This window comes from Bacillus sp. FSL K6-1366 (genome assembly GCF_037976695.1).
In the GTDB taxonomy this organism is placed as follows: domain Bacteria; phylum Bacillota; class Bacilli; order Bacillales; family Bacillaceae; genus Bacillus; species Bacillus subtilis.
On the sequence record NZ_CP150268.1, the window covers coordinates 2,555,830 to 2,578,037 of the forward strand.

At 44.8% G+C, this 22,208-nt stretch carries 20 protein-coding genes and 3 pseudogenes; 13 read left to right on the forward strand and 10 right to left on the reverse strand.

Features of this window, described 5'->3' with window-relative positions; all coding sequences use genetic code 11:
* Window positions 1-10: 10 nt before the first annotated feature.
* From nasD to nasB, 3 genes are all read right to left on the reverse strand, one after another.
* Window positions 11-2,428: an NADPH-nitrite reductase gene (gene nasD, locus MHI44_RS13470; protein ID WP_003234637.1), complete on the reverse strand. Its 2,418-nt coding sequence runs from the start codon at window positions 2,426-2,428 to the stop codon at window positions 11-13.
* Between the two features lie 120 nt (window positions 2,429-2,548).
* On the reverse strand, window positions 2,549-4,681 hold the full coding sequence (gene nasC, locus MHI44_RS13475) for an assimilatory nitrate reductase catalytic subunit (protein WP_339202127.1): 2,133 nt from the start codon (window positions 4,679-4,681) through the stop codon (window positions 2,549-2,551).
* Between the two features lie 6 nt (window positions 4,682-4,687).
* On the reverse strand, window positions 4,688-7,003 hold the full coding sequence (nasB, locus tag MHI44_RS13480; RefSeq protein ID WP_339202129.1) for an assimilatory nitrate reductase electron transfer subunit NasB: 2,316 nt from the start codon (window positions 7,001-7,003) through the stop codon (window positions 4,688-4,690).
* Between the two features lie 179 nt (window positions 7,004-7,182).
* On the opposite strand from nasB, the gene MHI44_RS13485 reads away from it, so the two are divergent.
* From MHI44_RS13485 to zinU, 5 genes are all read left to right on the forward strand, one after another.
* Window positions 7,183-8,388 (forward strand): nitrate/nitrite transporter, encoded by a 1,206-nt coding sequence (locus MHI44_RS13485; RefSeq protein WP_032677544.1) that lies wholly within the window; start codon window positions 7,183-7,185, stop codon window positions 8,386-8,388.
* A gap of 116 nt (window positions 8,389-8,504) precedes the next feature.
* Window positions 8,505-9,419, forward strand: a complete 915-nt coding sequence (folE2, locus tag MHI44_RS13490; protein WP_339202132.1) for a GTP cyclohydrolase FolE2 — start codon at window positions 8,505-8,507, stop codon at window positions 9,417-9,419.
* Complete coding sequence (locus MHI44_RS13495; RefSeq protein WP_032730538.1) at window positions 9,416-10,000, forward strand: L,D-transpeptidase; 585 nt, start codon at window positions 9,416-9,418, stop codon at window positions 9,998-10,000. The genes folE2 and MHI44_RS13495 overlap by 4 nt, the downstream gene beginning before the upstream one ends.
* Before the next feature lie 188 nt (window positions 10,001-10,188).
* On the forward strand, window positions 10,189-10,404 hold the full coding sequence (locus MHI44_RS13500) for a hypothetical protein (protein WP_339202135.1): 216 nt from the start codon (window positions 10,189-10,191) through the stop codon (window positions 10,402-10,404).
* Between the two features lie 27 nt (window positions 10,405-10,431).
* A complete protein-coding gene (zinU, locus tag MHI44_RS13505) occupies window positions 10,432-11,625 on the forward strand; it encodes a zinc metallochaperone ZinU (RefSeq protein WP_021481831.1) in 1,194 nt (397 codons plus the stop codon).
* A gap of 48 nt (window positions 11,626-11,673) precedes the next feature.
* On the opposite strand, the gene MHI44_RS13510 is transcribed toward zinU, so the two are convergent.
* Both MHI44_RS13510 and MHI44_RS13515 read right to left on the reverse strand, forming a co-directional pair.
* A complete protein-coding gene (locus MHI44_RS13510) occupies window positions 11,674-12,354 on the reverse strand; it encodes an amino acid ABC transporter permease (protein WP_003234624.1) in 681 nt (226 codons plus the stop codon).
* Window positions 12,355-12,363: 9 nt separating this feature from the next.
* Window positions 12,364-13,227 (reverse strand): transporter substrate-binding domain-containing protein, encoded by an 864-nt coding sequence (locus MHI44_RS13515; protein WP_080481234.1) that lies wholly within the window; start codon window positions 13,225-13,227, stop codon window positions 12,364-12,366.
* A 161-nt stretch (window positions 13,228-13,388) separates the two neighbouring features.
* Between MHI44_RS13515 and MHI44_RS13520 the strand changes: the two are divergent.
* The 7 genes and pseudogenes from MHI44_RS13520 (at window position 13,389) to bglC (ending at window position 17,489) form a co-directional block, all read left to right on the forward strand.
* Window positions 13,389-13,585: pseudogene (locus tag MHI44_RS13520) on the forward strand (hypothetical protein).
* 41 nt (window positions 13,586-13,626) lie between these two features.
* Window positions 13,627-13,941: pseudogene (locus MHI44_RS13525) on the forward strand (RDD family protein); the annotation flags it as partial.
* A gap of 81 nt (window positions 13,942-14,022) precedes the next feature.
* The gene (locus MHI44_RS13530) at window positions 14,023-14,355 is read left to right on the forward strand and encodes a YckD family protein (protein WP_256683196.1); all 333 of its coding nucleotides are present in this window, start codon (window positions 14,023-14,025) and stop codon (window positions 14,353-14,355) included.
* A gap of 127 nt (window positions 14,356-14,482) precedes the next feature.
* The gene (locus MHI44_RS13535) at window positions 14,483-14,905 is read left to right on the forward strand and encodes a MarR family transcriptional regulator (protein WP_174616579.1); all 423 of its coding nucleotides are present in this window, start codon (window positions 14,483-14,485) and stop codon (window positions 14,903-14,905) included.
* The gene (locus tag MHI44_RS13540; protein ID WP_032724911.1) at window positions 14,893-15,234 is read left to right on the forward strand and encodes a DUF3147 family protein; all 342 of its coding nucleotides are present in this window, start codon (window positions 14,893-14,895) and stop codon (window positions 15,232-15,234) included. Before MHI44_RS13535 ends, MHI44_RS13540 begins: the two co-directional genes overlap by 13 nt.
* 18 nt (window positions 15,235-15,252) lie before the next feature.
* Window positions 15,253-15,983, forward strand: a pseudogene (locus MHI44_RS13545) (AAA family ATPase).
* A 72-nt stretch (window positions 15,984-16,055) separates the two neighbouring features.
* Window positions 16,056-17,489, forward strand: coding sequence for a 6-phospho-beta-glucosidase (bglC, locus tag MHI44_RS13550; RefSeq protein ID WP_097080589.1), 1,434 nt, complete (start codon window positions 16,056-16,058; stop codon window positions 17,487-17,489).
* Window positions 17,490-17,525: 36 nt separating this feature from the next.
* On the opposite strand, the gene nin is transcribed toward bglC, so the two are convergent.
* The 5 genes from nin to hxlA form a co-directional block, all read right to left on the reverse strand.
* Window positions 17,526-17,924: a DNA-entry nuclease inhibitor gene (nin, locus tag MHI44_RS13555; RefSeq protein ID WP_042977214.1), complete on the reverse strand. Its 399-nt coding sequence runs from the start codon at window positions 17,922-17,924 to the stop codon at window positions 17,526-17,528.
* 26 nt (window positions 17,925-17,950) lie between these two features.
* On the reverse strand, window positions 17,951-18,400 hold the full coding sequence (gene nucA, locus MHI44_RS13560; RefSeq protein WP_003234608.1) for a DNA-entry nuclease: 450 nt from the start codon (window positions 18,398-18,400) through the stop codon (window positions 17,951-17,953).
* Between the two features lie 167 nt (window positions 18,401-18,567).
* Window positions 18,568-20,289 (reverse strand): methyl-accepting chemotaxis protein TlpC, encoded by a 1,722-nt coding sequence (gene tlpC / locus MHI44_RS13565; RefSeq protein ID WP_339202139.1) that lies wholly within the window; start codon window positions 20,287-20,289, stop codon window positions 18,568-18,570.
* 110 nt (window positions 20,290-20,399) lie between these two features.
* Window positions 20,400-20,957, reverse strand: coding sequence for a 6-phospho-3-hexuloisomerase (hxlB, locus tag MHI44_RS13570; RefSeq protein ID WP_144483821.1), 558 nt, complete (start codon window positions 20,955-20,957; stop codon window positions 20,400-20,402).
* Window positions 20,958-20,962: 5 nt separating this feature from the next.
* Window positions 20,963-21,595, reverse strand: a complete 633-nt coding sequence (gene hxlA, locus MHI44_RS13575) for a 3-hexulose-6-phosphate synthase (protein WP_032724921.1) — start codon at window positions 21,593-21,595, stop codon at window positions 20,963-20,965.
* A 231-nt stretch (window positions 21,596-21,826) separates the two neighbouring features.
* On the opposite strand from hxlA, the gene hxlR reads away from it, so the two are divergent.
* Window positions 21,827-22,189, forward strand: a complete 363-nt coding sequence (hxlR, locus tag MHI44_RS13580; protein ID WP_003246265.1) for a transcriptional activator HxlR — start codon at window positions 21,827-21,829, stop codon at window positions 22,187-22,189.
* Window positions 22,190-22,208: the final 19 nt, after the last annotated feature.

A 22,208-nucleotide genomic window follows, 5' to 3' on the forward strand; every position in this document is an offset into this window, starting at 1 on the left:
GTTTTTGTCATTATGATGTGGTCACGACATTTTCAAATAATTCTTTAGAGGTTTGTTTATCCTCTAAAAAGTCTTTCCACGGATCCTTGTGGACAGAGAGTGTTTCATTCATTCGGCCGTTCAGCTCCTGCCGCTTTTCCGGATCGTTTAACACGGATTGGACATGGGATAAACCGACGCGCTCAAGCCATGCGGACGTACGCTCCAGATAGTTTGCGGTTTCCCTGTAATATTGCAGGTAAGCGCCTGCGTATTCTAAGACTTCTTCATTTGTTTTCACCTTCATCAGCAAATCGCCGGCACGCAAATGGGTTCCGCCGTTTCCGCCGACATAAAGCTCCCAGCCTCCGTCGATGCCGACAACGCCAAGGTCCTTAATGCCGGATTCCGCACAGTTTCGCGGGCAGGCAGACACGGCCATTTTGACTTTGTGAGGCGTGTTCAGCCCTTCGAATTTTTTCTCAAGCGCAATGCCCAGTGCCATGGAGTCTTGTGTGCCGAAGCGGCAGAATTGCTCGCCTACACACGTTTTCACTGTGCGGAGCGTTTTTCCGTACGCGTAGCCCGATGGCATATCAAGATCTTCCCATACCTTCGGAAGGTCTTCTTTTTTCACGCCGATAAGATCAATTCGCTGGCCGCCTGTCATTTTCACGAGCGGGATCTCATATTTGTCAACGACATCGGCGATCTTGCGCAAATCTGTGGAGTTGGTCACGCCGCCGTACATCCGAGGAACGACTGAGTATGTTCCGTCTTTTTGAATATTGGCGTGCATTCGTTCATTAACAAAGCGGGATGTCCGGTCATCCTCGTATTTGGTTGGATTGATCATGCCTAAGTAGTAGTTCAGAGCCGGGCGGCATTTGGAACAGCCTTCTGGCGTTTTCCAGCCGAGCACATTCATGACTTCTCTTGTATGTGACAGCCCTTTGGCTTTGATTTCTTCTACGACTTCATCTCTCGACAATGTGGTACAGCCGCAAATGGCTTCTTTTTGCGCTGACGCATCAAAGTCTGATCCGAGCGTATGCTGGAGGATTTCTTCTACGAGTGGCTTACAGCCTCCGCATGAGCGGGATGCGCCGGTGCATGCTTTGATTTCGTCCGTTGACGAGCAGCCCTTTTCCTGTATGGCTTGAATAATCGCACCTTTTGACACGCCGTTACAGCCGCAGATGATTTCATCGTCGCTCATCGCTGCGGTTATGCTTGTGCCTGCTTCCTGGCTGAGGGGCTGTAAGATTGATATTTTAGAGGTTTCAGAGATATCGGCTTCTTTTTGAATCATAGAAAACAGGCGATTGCCTTCGCTGCTGTCGCCGAATAAAACAGCACCGACAATTTGATTGCCTCTCAGGACGATTTTTTTATAGATGCCGTCCTGCTCATCGAAGACTTTAATCGCTTTTTTCTCCTCTGATTCGTTAAAGTCACCGGCAGAGAAGACCTCGACGCCTGATACCTTTAACTGTGTGGAGAGAACGGAGCCCTCATACGGTTTTGTTTCGATGCCGCACATATGCTTTGCCAGCACTTTTGCCTGTTCATACAGCGGCGCCACAAGCCCGTAGGCGATTCCTCGGTGCTCGGCACATTCGCCGACCGCGTAAATGTGCGGGATTTCAGTCTGCATATAATCGTTGACGATGATGCCGCGGTTAACCGGAATGCCGCTCTCGGCCCCGAGCGTTGTATTTGGGCGGATGCCGACAGCCATGACGACTAAATCAGCTTCAATGCTTGTGCCATCCTTGAATCGGAGGCCTTCGACACGGTCGTCACCGACAATTTCTTCTGTTTGCTTTTCAAGTAAAAAGGTCATACCTTGTTTTTCTAACTCGTTTTGCAGCAGGCGTCCTGCCGTTGCATCAAGCTGGCGCTCCATCAGGAATGGGGCAAGGTGGATGACGGACACATCCATGCCAAGATTCAGCAGTCCGCGAGCTGCTTCCAAACCAAGAAGTCCTCCGCCGATGACGGCAGCTTTTTTATATTGTTTTGACGCGGCGAGCATTGTGTCTGTATCTTTTATGTCCCGGAAAGCTGTGACGCCTTTTTTGTCTGCGCCCGGAATCGGAAGGATAAAAGGGACCGAGCCTGTCGCCAGGATCAATTCATCGTAAGGCTGGATTCTGTCTGCATCTGTGATGACTGTTTTGTTTTCCGTGTCCACTTTGATGACTGTTTCATTTGTATACAATTGAATGTTGTTTTCTTCGTACCAGTCCCAATCGTTTAACGTAATATCTTTAATATCTGTATCGCCTTGAAGCACTTTTGACAAAAGGATTCGGTTGTAATTGGGATGCGGTTCGGCACCGAAAATTGTGATCTGAAACTCGTCTTTAGCAACACTCAGTATCTCTTCAATGGCCCTTACCCCGGCCATTCCATTACCAACAAGAACTAGCTGTTTTTTTCCCATCAGATGATCCGCTCCTTATCAATGTTTTTTCCAGCGTAGCACAGCAAAAAGGAATATTTAAGATACATGTTATAAAATGTAACAAAATATACGAAAAGTTCTAAAAATTTTATGAAAAATTTAAATAGGTCTGATTCGGACGGCGCATACCTTAAAACCGGGCATTTTACAGACTGGATCTAAGGCTTCTCCGATTAAATCATTCACATTTTGAGCGTCTGCCCAATGGATGGGAACAAAAACAGTATCTTTTCTGATTTGTTCTGATAATTTGCTGCGGACGGTGATGCTTCCCCGCGGCGATTCTATTTTTACCAGTACACGGTCCTCGATATTGTAGGTCGCTGCTGTTTGCGGATGGATCTCCATAAACGATTCAAAATGTCTCGCGGCAAGGGCGGCGCTTTTTCTTGTTTGGACGCCTGTTAAGTAGTGAGACATGACTCTGCCTGTCGTTAAATAAAGCGGATAATCGGCTGTCGGCTTCTCTTTTGGAACAGGTGGTTCGTTTGGAATCACACTTAATGCCGCTTTTTGATCCGGATGAGCAAATGATTCTGTAAACAAGCGCCCAGTTCCGGGATGATCAGATTCCGGACACGGCCAATGAATGCCGCCTTCACGTCTGAGCCTGCCGTATGAGATGCCTGAATAATCGGCAATCCCGCCTCGGCTCGCTTCTCTCAATTCATTAAAAATATCCTCCGCTGACGTATAAGAAAAGTAGCGGCCCTTGCCGAGAGCGGATGCGAGATCACAAATGATCTGCCAATCATGCTTTGCTTCGCCGGGACATGGCCGGCTTGCTTCTCTTAATGTCACGCGTCCTTCTACATTTGTCATGGTGCCTTCATCTTCTAAGTAAGAGGAGGCGGGTAAAATCACATCTGCGTATTTCGCAGTCTCAGAAATAAACAAATCGATTGCAACAAAGAATGTCAGTTTACGTAAAGCCTTTTTTACGAGATTCGCATTTGGACTGGAGACAGCAGGATTGGAGCACATGAGGAACAATCCCTTGATGTCGCCGTCATTGATTTTTTCCATCATTTCATAGGCTGAGACACCTTTTCGCGGCAGATCATCCTGATGGATTCCCCACACTTGCGCAACATGTGCCCGGTGTTGTTCGTTTTCAATAGATCGATAGCCCGGAAGCTGATCGGCTTTTTGGCCATGCTCTCTTGCACCTTGCCCGTTGCCTTGTCCGGTGATCGCCCCGTAACCTGAGTAAGGCTTGCCGATTTTTCCTGTGATCAGCACCATGTTTAAGAAGCCTTTCACAGCCGCTGTTCCATCGGTTTGCTGTTCAATCCCGCGGGCTGTAAACAGCATGCCGGACGTTTCCTTGGCAAACTTTACAGCCGCTTTTCTTATATCCGCCAGCGGGACACTCGTCTGTTCGGCGATGTCATTCAGGTCCAACGAGTCAGTATGCTGCTTCAGCTCTTCGAATCCATTTGTTCGTGATTGAATGAAATCCTCGTTTATAAGCTGTTCGTCGATGATGATTTTGACGAGACCGTTGGCAAGGGCGGCGTCTGTGCCGGGTTTGATTTTCAAATGAAGATCGGCGATTTTTGTTGTCGCTGTTTCACGCGGATCAATGGCAATGATGTAAGCTCCGTTTTCTTTCGCTTTTTCAAAATATGGCATAATCGTAGGCTGGCACTCCGCGATATTGGTGCCGGCCAGAATGATCACACGGGTGTGGGGAATGTCTGATAAGGGATTCGTTAAGCCTCTGTCTGCGCCGAATGTTTGGTTGGCTGCGGTTGCTGCGGCGGACATACAAAGCCTCCCGTTATAGTCGATGTATTTTGTCTGTAAGCCCACCCGTGCGAATTTCCCTAACAAATACGCCTCTTCATTTGTAATCGAGGCGCTTCCGTATACCGCCATGGCGTCATGGCCGTGTTCTGCTTGGATCATTGTCACTTGGTCTTTAATGTAATTCAATGCTTCTTCCCAGGAAACAGGGATAAACTCGCCGTTTTTCTTCAGCAGAGGGCGGGTGATGCGAGAGGAGTTCAAGGCATGCTGGTGGGCATTCATGCCCTTCATGCATAGCCGACCCTGTGTCGTAGGATTATCAATCCCGATCGCAGTGTACTTTTTGCGCGTGACGATGGTTTGTTCCACGAGCTGCATTTTGCACTGCATGCTGCAAAACGGGCATTGAGTGTCATATGTTTTTTCTGATTGGACGTCTTGCTGTTTATCACGGAAATATCTAAGCAGTCGTTCAGTCAAAATGCCTCATCCTTTCTTATATGCGCCCGTCTCTACAGTCGGGTTTTGAATCAGTGACAGATCTGTTTGGAGGCTTTCCAGCAGCTGTGCCCTTAGGTCTTCTTCGAATAGCACTTCTCTGATATGAACGATCCCGAGACGGTCTATCCACTGATGAACACCTTCTAAGTAATGAGCCGTTTCCCGATAATACTGGATCAGTCCTTTGATCATGCCGGCAGTGCTGTCTTCGTTCTCAGTCACGCAAAACAAAGCTCCTGAACGGGCATGAGTTCCCCGGACGCCGCCGATGTGAATGTCCCAGCCAGCTTGTGTCCGAATTGCGCCGACATCTTGCAGGGCGGCCTCGGTGCAGTCTGTTTCACATGATAAGCTGATAGAAATGGGAGCGGGTAAGGGAAGCATCTCAAGTTGTCTTTCGATTTGGGCTGCCAGCTGCTGAATCGATCGATTTTGCCCGCATGTACATGCTTTGATGCTTTGCAGCGCGTGTCGGTGTTCATTAGTGTAAACGGGCATCTTCAGGTCTTTTTTCATGTTCGGGAGATCCGCAGGCTTGATCCCGGAAAGCTTCAGCCTTTGGCCGTGAGTGATGGATACGTCGGGAATGCTGTATGCCTCAATGATGTTGGCGATGGTTCTTAGCTGCTCCGCGTTTGTCCGCCCGCCGTACATTTGCGGAATCAGGATGCATGTCTCTTCAGTGGCTGGCTCAGGCTGGACAAACCCAGGGTACAGCATTTCCAGATAGTATTGAATCGCAGGAACACAAGTACTGCATCCGTTTTTTGTTTTCCAGTCAAGCTGGTTCATCACTTCTGCCGGATTAGTGAATGGCCTGCGCTGAAGCTCAGCGATGATGTCGTCTTCTGTAAAATCAGTACAGCTGCAAAACGAAGGTGTGCTGGCGGGCTTCGTATATTCGCTGTTGGTCATGTATCTCAAAAGGTCTTCAACGAGCGGTTTGCATCCTCCGCAGGACCCAGTGGCTTTGGTGCAGTGCTTGACTTCCTCAACAGTTGTTAAGCTATTCGTGTGCACCGCGTCTTCAATCGCGCCTTTCGTCACTGTGTTGCATTGGCAAATCGTTTCACTGGAAGGCATGGATTCAAATAAAGGGCCGCTTGTCTCCGGTTCGATGATCTGCTTTTTGACAATGGAGATGTCTCGTTGTTTAAGCAGGCTGTCGAGAAGCCGCTGCTTGTCACGGGTGTCTCCGAATAAAATAACGCCGGCCAGTTTGTCATCTACAAAAAGCGCTTTTTTATAAACGCCTGCTTGTTCGTCGTAGATTTTGATGCTCGTCGTGCGTTCATCCTCTTGGATCTTTCCTGCTGACCACACATCGATTCCAGCTATTTTTAACGCCGCAGATGGTGCTGAGCCTTGATATTCCTCACATGGAACGCCGCAAATATGACTGGCGAGCGCTTTTCCCTGCTCATAAAGCGGAGCCACCAATCCGTACACCGTTCCGTTATGCTCAGCGCATTCACCAACGGCGTAGATATTCGGTTCGCTTGTCTGCATGAAGTCATTCACGATGATCCCGCGGTTCACTTTGATTCCAGCGGATACAGCCAATTCAATATTCGGTTTGACGCCGGCCGCCATCACAATCAAGTCTGCTTTTAATGAAGAGCCATCTTTAAAATGGATTCGGTCTGCCTTCGTGGCGCCGGAAATGGAGACGGTGTCTTTCTCCAAAAGAAAGGTTAGGCCTTTTTGTTCCAGCTCTGTTTGCAGCAGCCGCGCCGCTGTTTGATCGAGCTGTTTTTGCATAATGCCGGCGGAGTGGTGAATGACGCTGACATTCATACCGAGATGCTGTAAACCGACTGCAGCTTCCAGTCCTAATAAGCCGGCTCCGATTACCGCAGCCTTTTGAAAGTGCTGGGCCATCTTCATCAGTGCTTGGCAGTCTTCTATTGTCCGAAATCCATAGACACCTTTTTTGTCTGCCCCGGGGATAGGGAGAATATGAGGGGAGGAGCCTGTTGCCACTATTAATTTGTCATACGACAGAGTGCGTTTCCGATCTGTGATGACCTGCTGCTGATCTGTATCAATCTGAATAACCGTTTCGCCTGTGTAAAGCGTGATCCCGTGCTTGTCGTACCAATCCTTGCTGTTCAGTGTAATATCATCGAGTGACGCTTCACCCTGCAATACAGAGGATAAGAGAATGCGATTGTAATTGGGATGCGGCTCGCTTCCGAAAATGACAATCTCAAACATGTGGCGATTCAGCTTTAATACTTCTTCAATACAGCGGATTCCGGCCATGCCGTTTCCCGCTAACACCAATCTTTGTTTCTTCATGTATCAGACCTCCTTTGGCGAAGCTCGTAAGTTTTCTCCTATTAAAAATTATGTCACAATGCATTGTTAACGCATTAAACGTGTCACAAAAACTTACACATGTCTTTTCCAGAAAATAATGGTCCTATATCCTTGATTCAGAAAATGTAAAATAATGAGGGTCTAGAAAGGGGAATCTTATGAAGCTGTCGGAACTGAAAACTAGCGGTCATCCACTCACTTTGCTCTGTTCCTTTTTATACTTTGATGTCAGTTTTATGATATGGGTTATGCTTGGGGCGCTGGGTGTTTATATTTCTCAGGATTTTGGCCTGTCTCCTTTTGAGAAAGGGCTTGTCGTAGCTGTGCCGATTTTATCTGGATCTGTGTTTCGTATCATTCTTGGTATTTTAACGGACAGAATCGGACCGAAAAAAACGGCAGTGATCGGGATGCTGATGACGATGATTCCGCTGCTTTGGGGGACATTCGGCGGCCGTTCCCTGACTGAGCTGTATGCCATCGGGATTCTGCTTGGCGTGGCGGGGGCAAGCTTTGCTGTAGCGCTGCCTATGGCCAGCCGCTGGTATCCGCCTCATTTGCAGGGACTTGCGATGGGGATTGCCGGAGCGGGGAACAGCGGCACGTTGTTTGCAACCCTGTTTGGCCCTCGTCTGGCAGAGCAGTTCGGCTGGCACATTGTCATGGGAATTGCGCTAATTCCATTATTGATCGTCTTTATTCTTTTTGTATCCATGGCAAAGGATTCTCCTGCACAGCCGGCTCCGCAGCCGCTCAAAAGCTATCTGCATGTGTTCGGGCAAAAGGAAACATGGTTTTTCTGCCTGCTGTACAGCGTCACATTTGGCGGATTTGTCGGGCTCTCAAGCTTTTTATCTATTTTCTTTGTTGATCAATACCAGCTGTCAAAAATTCACGCGGGCGACTTCGTTACATTATGTGTGGCGGCGGGGAGCTTTTTCCGGCCTGTCGGGGGCTTGATTTCGGATCGTGTCGGCGGCACGAAAGTTCTTTCTGTATTGTTTGTCATCGTGGCACTGTGTATGGCCGGAGTCAGCAGCCTGCCATCTCTTTCAATGGTTATTGTTCTATTGTTTGTCGGAATGATGGGGCTCGGAATGGGAAACGGCGCAGTATTCCAGCTCGTGCCGCAGCGTTTCCGCAAAGAAATCGGCATGGTGACGGGAATCGTCGGTGCGGCCGGAGGAATCGGAGGGTTTTTCCTGCCGAACATCTTAGGATCTCTCAAACAGATGACAGGCACATATGCTATCGGTTTTATCACGTTTTCCTGTATCGCGCTGCTGGCGTTTGCACTTGTGCTTGCCGCAGGCTATTACTGGCGGAAAAGCTGGAGCGCGGAAAGCAGCCCGGCGGATGTTTAGGATTTTGACGGACACGCGTTTGTGCGTGTCTTTTTTATTTTCTCTTGATTTTCAACAGTGAACCGATCAAAATAAATAGTAATTATTACGATTTGTTAGTGAGAGGAGTTTTCTGAATGAATCAACATACGCTGCTCCCGAAAAAAACGGAGCGTCTTCAATACTTTGGATCGGTCAGTCCGATCAAAGGCGAGAAACCAGTGGAAAAAGAGAAAATGAAGGACCTGCAAAATATCAGGAAGGATTATTTTTTTGACATTCAGCATGTAGGTGTAGCTAATGTGTCCCATCCAGTCACAATCACTTCTGCCATGATGCCTGCCGAGCAAACAACGGCTGCGAACTTTACAATGACTTGTAATTTGCCGAGAAATCAGAAGGGGATTAACATGAGCCGGTTAACAGAGCTGCTGCAAGTCTATCATCAAAACGGCTGGGTTCTCTCATTTTCCTCTCTTCAGCAATTTACGAAAGAGCTTGCAGAAAACATGGACACATCATCTGCCACAGTTGAAGTGAGGTTTCCGTGGTTTTTCGAACGGAAAAGCCCGAAGCTTGAGAAAGCGGGTTTGATGCATGCTGATATATTCATGTCTGTCACCTATCGCAAAGATCAGCCGTTTAAACAGCGTGCCGGCATCTCAGCAAAAGTAACGACTCTGTGCCCTTGCTCCAAGGAAATCAGCGAATACAGTGCCCATAATCAGAGGGGAACGGTCAGCATTTGGGCGGATGTTCACCCGGCCGCATCGCTGCCAAGTGATGTTAAAGCTGATTTGCTTCACGCCGCAGAATCAAATGCTTCTGCGAGACTGCACCCGGTATTGAAGCGGCCTGATGAAAAAGCCGTGACAGAAACGGCCTATGAAAACCCGAGATTTGTTGAGGATCTCGTCCGGCTGATTGCTGCTGATTTGTTTGAGCTTGAATGGGTGTCGGCCTTTGAGATTGAATGCCGCAATGAAGAATCGATCCATCTCCACGATGCCTATGCGAAGCTGTGTTTTTCGAAGGAAGTGGATAAAATATGAAACGCTCATTATTCATTATTGCAGTTCTTGTGCCGGCCAGCCTGCTGTCAGCGTGTTCTTATCATACGGAAGAACACGCAAGTTTAAATACGAAGAAAACGGACGAGCACATGACGGCCGCCCGAAAACCAGAAAAAACAAGCATTGATTGGACAAAGCCTTCGGGCGGAGAATACCCGGATATTAAACAGAAGCATGTCTGGATTGATGTGAATGTGAAGGAGCAGAAGGCTTACATCAAGGAAGGAAGCAACACCATCTATACAATGATGATCTCTTCTGGTCTTGATCAAACAAAAGATGATGCTACGCCAAAGGGCACCTTTTATGTAGAGCCTGAACGGGGAGAATGGTTTTTCTCCGAAGGATACCAGGAAGGCGCAGAATACTGGGTATCATGGAAAAATCACGGTGAATTTTTATTTCATAGTGTGCCAATGACTAAGGATCAAAAAGTCATCAAAACGGAAGCAGAAAAACTAGGAACGAAAGCATCTCACGGATGTATCAGGCTGACCATTCCAGATGCGAAATGGGTATATGAAAATATCCCTGAACATACAAAAGTGGTGATCAGCTGAATTGAAAACCGTTGACAAAAAGGAAAAAAGACCATACAATTTAAATCGTAATAATTACGTTTTGTGGTAAATGGCTTATCATTGGCTGTATCTGTGAAAAGCGGAAAGGCTAAGGATCTTGCTGTCATTGATCCCCATGAAGCGTCTCTTGAAAACTTGAAACGAAACCCAAGCTACTTTCTGATGAGATGTTTGCGCTTTCCATCGGTTCAGCAACGCAAGTGGAGCAATTGCTTTATGCAAGCTGCGGTTTTCCGAATGTCGGCAAGGATTTGCGATGGGGAAAAGGATTAAACGCGGTTGGAGCCTTTACTGATTTAGAAATCGGGCGGCAGCGAGAAATGAGCGCGAAAAGCTGCTCTACACCATTGTACATACGGCGAAGTATTCAATTTAAATCGTAATCATTCTATTTTAATGGAGGCACTGTTATGAAAAAAATTCCGGTTACCGTACTGAGCGGTTATCTAGGTGCGGGAAAAACAACATTGCTGAACAGCATTCTGCAAAATCGCGAAGGCTTGAAAATAGCGGTTATCGTAAACGATATGAGCGAGGTGAACATTGACGCGGGCTTGGTCAAGCAGGAAGGGGGCCTTTCCAGAACAGATGAAAAGCTTGTGGAAATGTCAAACGGCTGCATTTGCTGCACGCTTCGCGAAGACTTATTAATTGAAGTTGAGAAGCTGGCAAAAGACGGACGGTTTGATTATATCGTCATCGAATCAACAGGAATCAGCGAACCGATCCCGGTGGCCCAGACTTTCTCTTATATCGATGAAGAGATGGGAATCGATCTTACAAAATTTTGTCAGCTGGATACGATGGTGACAGTGGTTGATGCCAACCGTTTTTGGCATGATTATCAGTCAGGTGAAAGCCTTCTGGACCGCAAAGAAGCATTGGGGGAAGAGGATGAAAGAGAAATCGCCGACCTCTTGATCGATCAAATTGAGTTTTGCGATGTACTGATCTTAAATAAATGTGATTTGGTCAGCGAGCAAGAGCTCGAACAGCTTGAAAACGTTCTTCGTAAACTGCAGCCAAGAGCCAGGTTCATTCGTTCCGTCAAAGGAAATGTAAAACCGCAGGAGATTTTGCATACAGGGTTATTTAACTTCGAGGAAGCGAGCGGATCGGCCGGCTGGATTCAAGAGCTGACGGCAGGCCATGCGGAACACATCCCGGAAACAGAAGAATACGGTATCTCTTCATTTGTATATAAGAGACGTTTGCCGTTTCATTCTACACGATTTTACCGTTGGTTGGATCAAATGCCAAAGAACGTGGTACGTGCCAAAGGAATCGTCTGGTGCGCATCTCATAACAACCTTGCTTTGCTGATGTCGCAAGCAGGTCCGTCGGTTACGATTGAGCCTGTATCTTATTGGGTGGCGGCGCTGCCGAAGCTTGAGCAGGAGCAAGTCAAACAGCAGGAGCCGGAAATCCTGGAGGAGTGGGACCCGGAGTTCGGCGATCGCCTAACGCAGCTAGTTTTTATCGGAACTGACCTGGATGAAGAAACGATTACGAAAGAGCTTGATCAATGCCTGCTGACTGAATATGAATTTGATTCCGACTGGTCGCTGTTTGAGGACCCGTTTAAATGGAAGCTGAATCAATAGAAAAAAAGCCGTCCCCTGGGGAGCGGCTTTTTTTAATGAAACGTTTGTTTAAACATAATGAGCGTATTTTTTCTCAAGGATATTCTGAAAGACCGCGGCAATGGAGCAGATGGCCCAATAAATGAGAGCGGTCAGAATATACATGGTCATATAATCAAACTCTCTGCCCCCGATGATTTTCGCATGCTGGAGCAATTCCGGCACTGTAATCATCGCAGCGAGAGAGGACGCCTTGATTAAGTCGAGCAATACATTGGCAAGCGGAGGCAGCGCAATACGTATCGATTGCGGCAAAATGATGCCCCTCATCGTCTGCCAATAGGAAAGACCCAGCGAGGATGCGGCTTCCCACTGTCCTTTTTCGACGGATGAAATGGCTGAACGGTTAATTTCCGCAATGTAGGCGGCGCTGTTTAGGCTAAAGCCGATTAAAGCAGCCGTGACAGCGGAAAATTCAATGCCGATATAAGGAAACCCGAAATAAAGGATAAACAAAATCACCAAAATCGGAACGCCCCGCATAAATGAGATATAGAGCTTCGCCGGCCATCTTAACAAAGCAAGCTTAGACATTCTGGCGAGTGATATGAACAGGCCGATCACAGTTCCCGCAAACATGCTTACAAAAGAGATGAGCAGTGTATACCCAATGCCTTTTATGACATAAGGGAACGATTCAATAGCCAGCTTTGTGTTGAAAATATATTCCCATTGAATGCTATTGATCATGGCGTCCGATTACAAATCAACGTCCTGAACGTCGGCATCAATTTTTTTTGATACATCTGCTTTATTGAAGAATTGTTTCGACAGTTTAGTCAAAGAACCATCCTTGCCCATCTCTTTCAATGCTTCGTTCATCTTTTTCTGAAGTGCCGCATTGCTTTTTTTCATGACAAGGGCCTGTTTGTTCGGCATGTACTTGATGTCAGGATGAATTGTAATGTTGAGATCCGGGAATGCCGCGAGCGCAAGTGTCTGCAGGTAATAGTCGTTTAAAATGACGTCAGTGCGTCCGTTGGCAACATCTTTTAAATATTGCTCATTCGTCGCATTATCATAAATCACTTCTTTGGCGCCGTATTTTCTCGCGACCTCCATGTAGACGGTTGTAGCCGCGCCAGCCGCTTTCTTCCCTTTTAAATCCTTAAGCGTTTTAATCCCGGATAAATCGTCTTTACGGACGATTGCCGTGCCGTATGAATATTTATATGGAGTAGAAAATGCGAACTTCTTCTCGCGGTCCTTCGTCACATCGATGTCATTCGCGGCTGCGTCAACCTGTCCGCTGTTCACCGCTGTCAGCATCCCGTCAATGCCCATCTCCTTGAACTCAACCTTCAATCCCAGGCGTTTTGCCGCTTCACGAACGACTTCAACCTCGTAGCCTGTCAGCTTATCGGAGCCAGAGTCGGTATCGTGATAAGAAGTGGGATAGAGCGTACCTGATGTAGCGACTACGATTTTCCCTTTGTCCTTGATTTGCTCCCAGCCTGTATCCTTGGAATCGGCTTCATTTTTGCCGGAACAGGCTGCCAATATAAGAAAGAAAGCCATTGTGAAACTGAATATAACGGCTTTGGAATGCATGAATGATTTCACCTATAGTTCCCCCAATCTGTTAATCAACTAAAAAGATAGCATTGAACATAAGGGGTTGCAATATGTTGATCGCGTTTTCAAAAAGTTCGAATTGTGTATACAAAAGGCATGGATGGGTGTTTAAAAGCGTCTATGAAGGGAAGAGGTGATGAAAAAAGGAGTTGTCCAAGGATGAATGCCAGACGTGCATGGATAGGAGTTTGTGAAGTGAAGGTGCAGCAGATCCGTCATTCATCTATGCCAATACCGTAAGAAATGGTCAAGAAGCATGAAACCGATCTTCAGAATAAATTTAAGTCTTGCTGATGCCCCTAAGGCACATGATATATTCGATGAGAAAGAAAATGGAAACATTTAAACCATAATGGGGAGTCAAATGAATATTTACAAACCAGCCGGATTGTACTGCTGTACTCTATTTTGCTGCCGGTGTTTTGGCGCGGTTATCTTATCGGAAAAAGGATCTGCGGAATCAGAATCGTAAAAAAAGACGGATCACAGGTCAGTCTGTTAACAATGTTTTTACGGGTTATTGTAGCCGGCCTGGTTTACTGTATAACCTTCGGACTCGGCTTGATCGCCAGCCTGATTCTGATTGCCGTACGAGAAGACAAACGGACCCTGCATGATTTAATCGCGGGAACATATGTCACTTATGCGACACCAGGTGAAGAGGAACTTAATGCTGACGAAGAGATTAGAAAGAGCGAATAATGGTTCGCTCTTTTTATTTTTATGCATAAAAAATACAAGGCAGCAAAACATATGAAAAATAGGATTGGAGGAATAAACTGGATGAAACGAATAACCATCAACATCATCACAATGTTCATTGCAGCGGCTGTCATTTTTCTGACCGGTACAGCTGAGGCCGCTGAAAAACAGCAGCAGCCTCCCGCAAATGTTACACTGACAGATCAGCAAAAGAAAGAGATTGAACAACTGGAAGCAGAGATTCTTAAAAAGCGCAAAGACGTGATCTCAAAGTATGTACAATACGGTATCCTGCCTAAAGAAAGAGGAGAACACATCAAAAATCACTTGGACAAACACTTTGAAATGATGAAACAAAACGGCTTTGTTCCAAAGCACCATCCTCATCCGCATAAATTTGAAAAAAGACATTAAAATGGTAAGCATCCAATTGGAATTGGGTGCTTTTTTATTGTTAAAAGTTACTGAATGAATTTTATGGAAAAATATATCGCTTTTGTTGATTATATCTTATAATAAGATATAAACGGGGTGTATAATGATGGAAATGGATTTAATCTCTAAACTTAATCAGCAGTGGACAGATATTTATTATTTATTACATTATCAACATAAAGATAATATTTCTCACCAGGCAATACGGATTATGCAGCATATTGAAAAGCAAGGTGAGGCAACAATAGGAGCTTTGGCTGAATACTTGTCTGTCTCTCACAATACAGCGTCAGAGCATACTAAACGTTTGATTCAAAAGGGATTTATAGCTAAACGGCGAAGCCAACAGGATGAACGAAAAGTTTTAGTTTTCTTAACACAAGAAGGAAGATCTGTTCTTGAACAGCATACACAGCTAGATAAAGAGAAATTAAAAGAAATAATTGAACGAATGAGCACATCAGAAAAGGAATTACTTGAACAGGCATTTGAACTTTTAAGTAGGGAAGCTAAACAATGGCAGTTTTAAGTAAAGTAATCATCTCTGCGTTGATTATCGGTTTTGTTACTGAAATATCAAAAAGACATCCGACCTATGGCGGCATCATTGCTGCTTTGCCCTTGGTCAGCTTATTAAGCCTTTTTTGGATGCAAATACAAGGTGAAAAAACAGCTCAATTAAGTCAATTTGCATCTGGTGTGCTTACAGGAATCCCAGCTACAGTTTGTTTACTAGCTATTTTGGCTTTTTTGCTGAAAATTCATGTGCCGTTTTGGTTTGCATTATGTGTTGGAATACTAGGATGGGCTATGTTTTTATGGATGCAGAAGATCTTTCTCAATATATTATTTAACTGAGTATAGAAAGGAGATGCTATGTTTTTAAAAAAGGTTACTCTTCTTCGAGATAAGATTTTGGACTTTGACAGATTTCCTTTTACTATCCCGGCTATAAGTCAATTAAATGACATCTTATTTACTAGCCAAGTGACTTTTTTTGTGGGGGAAAATGGATCTGGAAAATCTACTTTGCTTGAAGCGATAGCAGATAAGTGTGAATTCAATACAGCGGGCGGAAGCCGAAATAATGTCTATGAATTACGGGAGTCAGATTCCCATTTAGGAGATTACATACGTTTATCTTGGCTTCCAAAGGTAACAAATGGCTTCTTCTTAAGGGCTGAATCGTTTTATCATCTTTCTCTTCATCTGGATGAGATGGAACTAGATGCTCCTCAGCTATACCGTTCCTATGGAGGGAGGCCGCTACACAATCAATCACATGGAGAGTCCTTTATGTCTCTATTCCGTCATCATTTTAAAGAGAAAGCGATTTACCTTTTAGATGAGCCAGAAGCAGCACTTTCTCCAGCTAGACAATTAGCTTTTTTTGAGAGTTATACATGATTTGGTGAAGGGCGGAAATGTACAGATGATCATTGCGACTCACTCCCCAATCCTACTGGGCTATCCCAATGGCTAATATTTTAAGCTTTGATGGTGGAAGAATACATCATATTGAATATGAGAATACAGAGCATGTTCAATTAACACGATATTTTCTTGGACAAAGAGAAAAAATATTAGCTGAGCTGTTCCGCGACTAACATCGAGTTGATCTGAAACGCGTTTCATAGCCTATGATAGGTTTATCAAATAATTCAGGAGTGATAAACACTATGATCCACCAGCATCCAGAATCTTTTCCGAAACATTTTTTGTGGGGCTCTGCTTCTGCAGCGTACCAGATTGAAGGCGCTTGGAATGAAGATGGCAAAGGCCCTTCTGTTTGGGATGTGTTTACGAAAATACCGGGCAAAACGTTTAAAGGAACCAATGGCGACATTGCGGTTGACCATTATCACCGATTTAAAGAAGATGTCGCTCTGATGGCTGAGATGGGGTTAAAAGCGTATCGATTTTCCGTCAGCTGGCCACGGATTTTTCCAAAAGGAAAAGGAGAGATCAATGAAGCAGGTCTAGCGTTTTACGATAGTCTGATTGATGAATTGCTTTGTCATAACATCGAGCCGGTTCTGACTTTATATCACTGGGATTTGCCTCAAGCGCTTATGGACGATTACGGCGGGTTTGAATCCAGAAACATCATAGAGGATTTTAATCACTACTGTATTACTCTTTATAAACGTTTTGGAGACAGGGTGAAATATTGGGTTACGTTAAACGAACAGAACTACAATTTTAATCACGGATTTATTACAGCCATGCATCCGCCTGGAGTGAAAGACAGAAAACGATTTTACGAAGCAAACCATATTGCGTTTCTGGCTAATGCAAAAGCCATCGAATCATTTAGAGAATATGTGCCTGAAGGCAAAATAGGTCCTAGCTTTGCTTATTCTCCGGCTTACCCTTTATCAAGCCATCCAGAGGATATACTGGCATTTGAAAACGCCGAAGAATTTACGAACAATTGGTGGCTTGACATGTATTGCTGGGGAACCTACCCGCAAATTCCATTCCGCTACTTGGAAAAACAGGGATGGGCGCCGACAATTGAAGCAGGAGATATGGACCTGCTCGCCAAAGGGAAGCCTGATTTTGTAGGTGTCAATTATTATCAGACGATCACCTATGAACGAAATCCGCTTGATGGTGTGTCAGAAGGGAAAATGAATACGACAGGCCAAAAGGGAACCAATCAGGAGACGGGGATACCCGGAGTGTTCAAAACGAAAAAAAATCCGCATCTGACAACGAGCAACTGGGATTGGACAATTGACCCAATTGGGCTGCGTATCGGTCTTCGCCGAATTACAAGCCGCTATCAGCTTCCAGTGTTTATAACAGAGAACGGTTTGGGTGAATTTGATAAAGTTGAGGACGGCACTGTACAGGATGATTATCGAATTGATTATTTGCGTTCGCATCTTGAGCAATGCAGACAAGCCATCAGTGACGGTGTCGATTTAATCGGCTATTGCAGCTGGTCGTTTACTGATCTGTTAAGTTGGCTGAACGGCTACCAAAAAAGATACGGATTTGTATATGTCAATCGTGATGAAGAAAGCACATCCGATTTAAAACGCTTGAAGAAAAAAAGCTTTTATTGGTATCAAGATGTCATCAAGACAAACGGAGAAAGTTTATAAAGAGTCCCTGAGAGTTATTCTCTCAGGGGTTTTTCATTACACAGAAACAGCATCAATAATATAAGTGTCGGCGTGCAAATCTGACATTTCAGCCGGCACAGTCCAGCATGTCAATTGATAGTCTCCTTTAGGCAGATCAAAGGACAGTCTTTTAGACATGATGCTTTCAATATGAATTCCGCTTTCTGTGACATGAAAAGGAACAGTCACTTTTTTTTCGTAGGAGCTTACTGTTTCTGAACTGTTCAGGCGCAAAAGAATAAAGGCCTTTGTATTTCGCTGTGCCTCAAAGGAAATGGCTCCGTCTGCCGCAGCATATCCTTTTTCAATCGCTTCGTCAGTCCAATCCATTACAGGAGGTGTAGAATCCTTTTGAAATACAGTAAATTGATGATATGAAATCGAAAGTTCTTGCGGCTTCCATGATTTGATCAATGTGCTGTTCCTCCTCTATGTACTGTTTACTGAATTGTGAATAAAACCTTTGTGCCGTCTGGGTAATCGGTAAGCTGATGCCCGACCCAAGAGCCTGCTCCGCGGTTGTCAGCGGGAGAAATGTATTCTACAGAAGCTCCCTCACCGCCTTCTTTGCACATGGCCATTGGCCATTCATCTCTGTCATACCCCTTTTTGGAAGGTACGTCCTTTAATGATTGCTCGCGGCGTTCCTCAGCTCCGTCTCTGTCAATAGTGCACACCTCTGAGTGTCCCTCATTTATCGCATCCTTAATATGCTTGGCAGTTTCGGGATACCGGTCAGATGGGAAGGCGATTGTTTCATCATATTCTTTCGTTTGAGACGTTTTTTGATCAGTTGAAAAAAAGTCTCCTTTTATCAGACCGACAGCTGCAGCTGCTATGATGACGATGACGAGAAGTATCGTTTTTATGATGTCCGTCGTGATGTTCACCTCCCGCTTTTAAAACTGACACAAGAGTAATCCAGAAAGCATTTGGTGTAAAGGTTTAAATTTTATGTTTTACGCTCAGTTTATTGCAGAAATCGTAATTTTAGCAGATCGAAATATTTGTTTTCAGCAAAATACGATTGCCAATTTACAATAATGATAGTAAGTCATCAGCCGTTTTCGGCTTGATTAATCATTTTAAATTGGCTTATGATACCGGTAAGCTCCTCAGCTAATTGAGAAAGTGTTTCAGAAGCTGCGGTAATCTCCTCCATTGCAGCAAATTGCTCCTCTGTTAATGCAGCCGCTTGCCGGGTATTTTTAGTAGATTCTTTAATGTCGGCCGTATTGGCTGCAAAGGAATCATTTATATGATGTGCACTGGCTGAAATGTTTGTTACAGATGCTGATAAATCACTAATCTCGGCGCTGATTTCACCTGTTGCAGCTGCAATTTCCTTAAATGCATCTCTGGTGCGCTGGATCATGGTGACTCCTTCTGCAGCTTCTGTTTTCACATACTCAACAGATCTTGCAGACCGGTTCATATCCTTTTGTATTTCTATGATCAGTTTTGAAATCTGCCCCGCAGACTGTTGAGACTCTTCCGCTAATTTCCGTACTTCATCAGCAACAACAGCAAAGCCTTTTCCTTGTTCACCGGCTCTGGCAGCTTCAATCGCTGCATTCAGCGCAAGCAGGTTTGTCTGATCGGCAATTTGGGTGATGACCGATAAAATTTGCTCAATTTGTTTAGAGCGGCCGCCTAACTGGTGTATGATTTCTCCGCTTTTCTGAATTGACTGGTGAATCGCATCCATTTGCGCCTGTACATTTGCAATTTCCTTTTGTCCAATGTCTGCTTTTGATTGAGCGAGCTGCCCTTTGTCAGCGATAGCGGCAGTATTTGCAGAAATATCCCGGATGTCTGCTGAAGCTTGTTTTAATGAGCTTTCACTATTTTCAATTCGGGTGATCTGATCTTGGGCTCCATTTGCAATCTGCTGTACAGCTTCTGTGATTTTTTCTGAAGCTTGATTTGTTTCCTCTGCTCCGGCTGAGAGCTGCTGAGAGGCTGACGCAAGCTGAAGGGCTGATTGTTGTACGGTTTGTATGGTATCGTTCAGCTTCATTCTCATCTTATTATAATAGACGCTTAGTTCTGATAGCTCGTCACCGGTTTTGTCTGACACCTCTATTGTCATATCTCCGTTTCCGGCACTTTCAAAGGCACTTTTTAAAGCGTTCAGCCGCTTGTTGATTTTTCTGGTGAAAACCAAGACAAGGATGACAGATACCATAATGACGATAACAAGAACGATAGCGAATTGAGTGAAAAGTGATTGTGTAAGTGATGCTAAAATACTTTGATTAGCCCCGGTATACAGCATGCCGATGATGTTCCCATTTTGATCTTTTAACGGCATGTATGCAGTCTGATAAGAAGAACCTGCTACATCTGCTTGTCCGTAAAAACGCTTTCCTTTCTTTAAAACTGCGGCAATAACTTCAGAAGAAGCCTGGGTGCCGACGGCTCTTTCGCCATTCTTCATGACATTGGTTGCAACACGAGTATCGCCTTGGAAAATGGTAATGGTATCACCTGTCTTTTCACCAAGCAGATCAACAATATCTTCATTTCCATTGATTTGTGTTTGCCCTTTATAGAGCTTATTGTTTTTCACCTGCCAGTCGCCTGACATGACATCATCAATATAAGTGCTGCTTAAAGCGAGATCACCTTTCGCTTTTTCAGTTGCCATTTGTTTCAAGCTTTCTGTAATTTCCTTAAGCATCACAGTGCCAACTGATGCCGAAAACAAAAGAATCACCACGAAAACGAGGCAAAGAATTTTAGTTCCTAGCTTCATCTTAAATCGTTTTATCAACATAATTCCTCCCTTTACGATTTGCAGGTCATATTACTTATCGGGTTTTTGGGTTTAAAGTTTTATTTTAGAAAAAATAAAACCGGCCTGATCTTCAGGCCGGTTGTGTGATGCTATTCAAGGTTTGCGTGGTGAGTGAACATAGTTTCAGAATCGAGACCTTTTTTCTCCATGAGTTTTAAAATCACTGCATCATAGAAGAGCAGCAAAGTTTGTTCAAATAATGATCCCATTGGCTGAATGGTTTTATAGCTTCCGTTTGACTGGTCTTTAGGAGAACCAGGCATTCTGATGATGAGGTCCGCTTGTTTTCCGATGCTTGATTCCGGATTGATGGTTAAAGCGGCAACAATTCCGTGTAAGCTTTTTGCTTTTGCTGCGGTATCAATCAAGCTCTTTGTCTCGCCTGATCCTGAGCCGATAATAACTAGATCTCCTTCGCCGAGCGGCGGAGTGAGAATCTCACCTACTATATGGGCGTTGAAGCCCATGTGCATCAATCTCATCGCGAAGGATTTTGCCATCAGGCCAGACCGCCCCGCACCCGCAGTGAAAATTTGGTGGGATGAAAGAATGTGATCGGCAAGCTGGTCAGCCTCTTCATTAGAAATATAAGCTGCTGAACGGTGTAACTCATTGAGAATTTCCGCTACGTATTCAGTCGTTTTCATCGGAGTTATCCTTGGACAATCAGCTGCTTCATTTTTGAAGCTGTTTCCGCCTTATCAGCTGCGCTTGTAATTCCGCCTCCGACAATGACAAGGTCAGGCTTTTGCTGGATCACTTCTGGTAGTGTATCAAGTTTGATGCCGCCCGCGATTGCGGTTTTTGCGTTTTTTACGGTGTTTTTGATTGTCGTTAATTCTTCGAAAGAGTTCTTGCCCTCTGCTTGAAGATCATAGCCAGTGTGGACGCAGATGTAGTCAACACCGAGTGCGTCAATTTCTTGCGCACGGGACTCGATATCTTTCACGTTAATCATGTCCACTAAGATTTTCTTCTTTTGTTTTTTGGCTTCTTCTACTGCGCCTTTAATCGTTGCGTCGTCTGTAGCTCCTAAAACGGTGATGATGTCAGCGCCTGCTTCCGACGCTTTCATAATTTCGTAGCCTCCGGCATCCATGATTTTCAGGTCTGCAAGAACCTTCAATTGAGGAAATGCTTCTTTTATTTCTTTAACGGCTCTTAGGCCTTCATTAATGACGACCGGTGTTCCGATTTCAACTACGTCGATGTATTGTTCTACCTCTTTGACAAGCTCAATGGCTTCTGGAATGTTGACGAGGTCTAATGCAAGCTGTAATTCCATTGTTGATCCACTCCCTTTTTCGAATTATTGTTCATTCTATAGGTTCCCTCTTTTGTTGAGAAGTAGGCACTTTGAAGTCAACAAGTTACTTGGAGGATACTGTGAGGAGAGGCAATCAGATTTCTTTCGCTTGATTTTATGAGTGAGTATAATGAAAAAAGAGTCTGCAAAAAAGTAAGTAAGTGATGATACGTATCTAACATACAAAAAGGTTACTAAGGGGGGATTCTATTGAGCCGGATGGACGACAAAAGGTTTAATTGTGAGAAGGAATTAACGCTTGCAGTGATTGGCGGTAAATGGAAAATGCTCATTTTATGGCATTTAGGAAAAGAAGGCACAAAACGGTTCAATGAATTAAAAACATTGATTCCTGATATTACGCAGAAGATCCTCGTGAATCAGCTGAGAGAGCTTGAGCAGGATATGATTGTTCACAGGGAAGTGTATCCGGTTGTCCCGCCGAAGGTTGAATATTCTCTGACCCCGCACGGAGAAAGCCTCATGCCTATTCTTGAAGCCATGTATGAGTGGGGGAAAGGCTATATGGAATTGATTGATATCGACAAAAATGTCATGAAAGAATCGTTGTAAGACGCTCTTCGCAAGGGTG

What these genes read in the sequence shown, in the direction of transcription:
- nasD (WP_003234637.1), bottom strand. Translation starts at nt 2,428, where the DNA reads ATGGGAAAAAAACAGCTAGTTCTTGTTGGTAATGGAATGGCCGGGGTA.
- nasB (WP_339202129.1), bottom strand. Translation starts at nt 7,003, where the DNA reads ATGAAGAAACAAAGATTGGTGTTAGCGGGAAACGGCATGGCCGGAATC.
- MHI44_RS13485 (WP_032677544.1), top strand. Translation starts at nt 7,183, where the DNA reads ATGAAGCTGTCGGAACTGAAAACTAGCGGTCATCCACTCACTTTGCTC.
- folE2 (WP_339202132.1), top strand. Translation starts at nt 8,505, where the DNA reads ATGAATCAACATACGCTGCTCCCGAAAAAAACGGAGCGTCTTCAATAC.
- MHI44_RS13495 (WP_032730538.1), top strand. Translation starts at nt 9,416, where the DNA reads ATGAAACGCTCATTATTCATTATTGCAGTTCTTGTGCCGGCCAGCCTG.
- MHI44_RS13500 (WP_339202135.1), top strand. Translation starts at nt 10,189, where the DNA reads ATGTTTGCGCTTTCCATCGGTTCAGCAACGCAAGTGGAGCAATTGCTT.
- zinU (WP_021481831.1), top strand. Translation starts at nt 10,432, where the DNA reads ATGAAAAAAATTCCGGTTACCGTACTGAGCGGTTATCTAGGTGCGGGA.
- MHI44_RS13510 (WP_003234624.1), bottom strand. Translation starts at nt 12,354, where the DNA reads ATGATCAATAGCATTCAATGGGAATATATTTTCAACACAAAGCTGGCT.
- MHI44_RS13530 (WP_256683196.1), top strand. Translation starts at nt 14,023, where the DNA reads ATGAAACGAATAACCATCAACATCATCACAATGTTCATTGCAGCGGCT.
- MHI44_RS13535 (WP_174616579.1), top strand. Translation starts at nt 14,483, where the DNA reads ATGGAAATGGATTTAATCTCTAAACTTAATCAGCAGTGGACAGATATT.
- MHI44_RS13540 (WP_032724911.1), top strand. Translation starts at nt 14,893, where the DNA reads ATGGCAGTTTTAAGTAAAGTAATCATCTCTGCGTTGATTATCGGTTTT.
- bglC (WP_097080589.1), top strand. Translation starts at nt 16,056, where the DNA reads ATGATCCACCAGCATCCAGAATCTTTTCCGAAACATTTTTTGTGGGGC.
- tlpC (WP_339202139.1), bottom strand. Translation starts at nt 20,289, where the DNA reads ATGTTGATAAAACGATTTAAGATGAAGCTAGGAACTAAAATTCTTTGC.
- hxlB (WP_144483821.1), bottom strand. Translation starts at nt 20,957, where the DNA reads ATGAAAACGACTGAATACGTAGCGGAAATTCTCAATGAGTTACACCGT.
- hxlA (WP_032724921.1), bottom strand. Translation starts at nt 21,595, where the DNA reads ATGGAATTACAGCTTGCATTAGACCTCGTCAACATTCCAGAAGCCATT.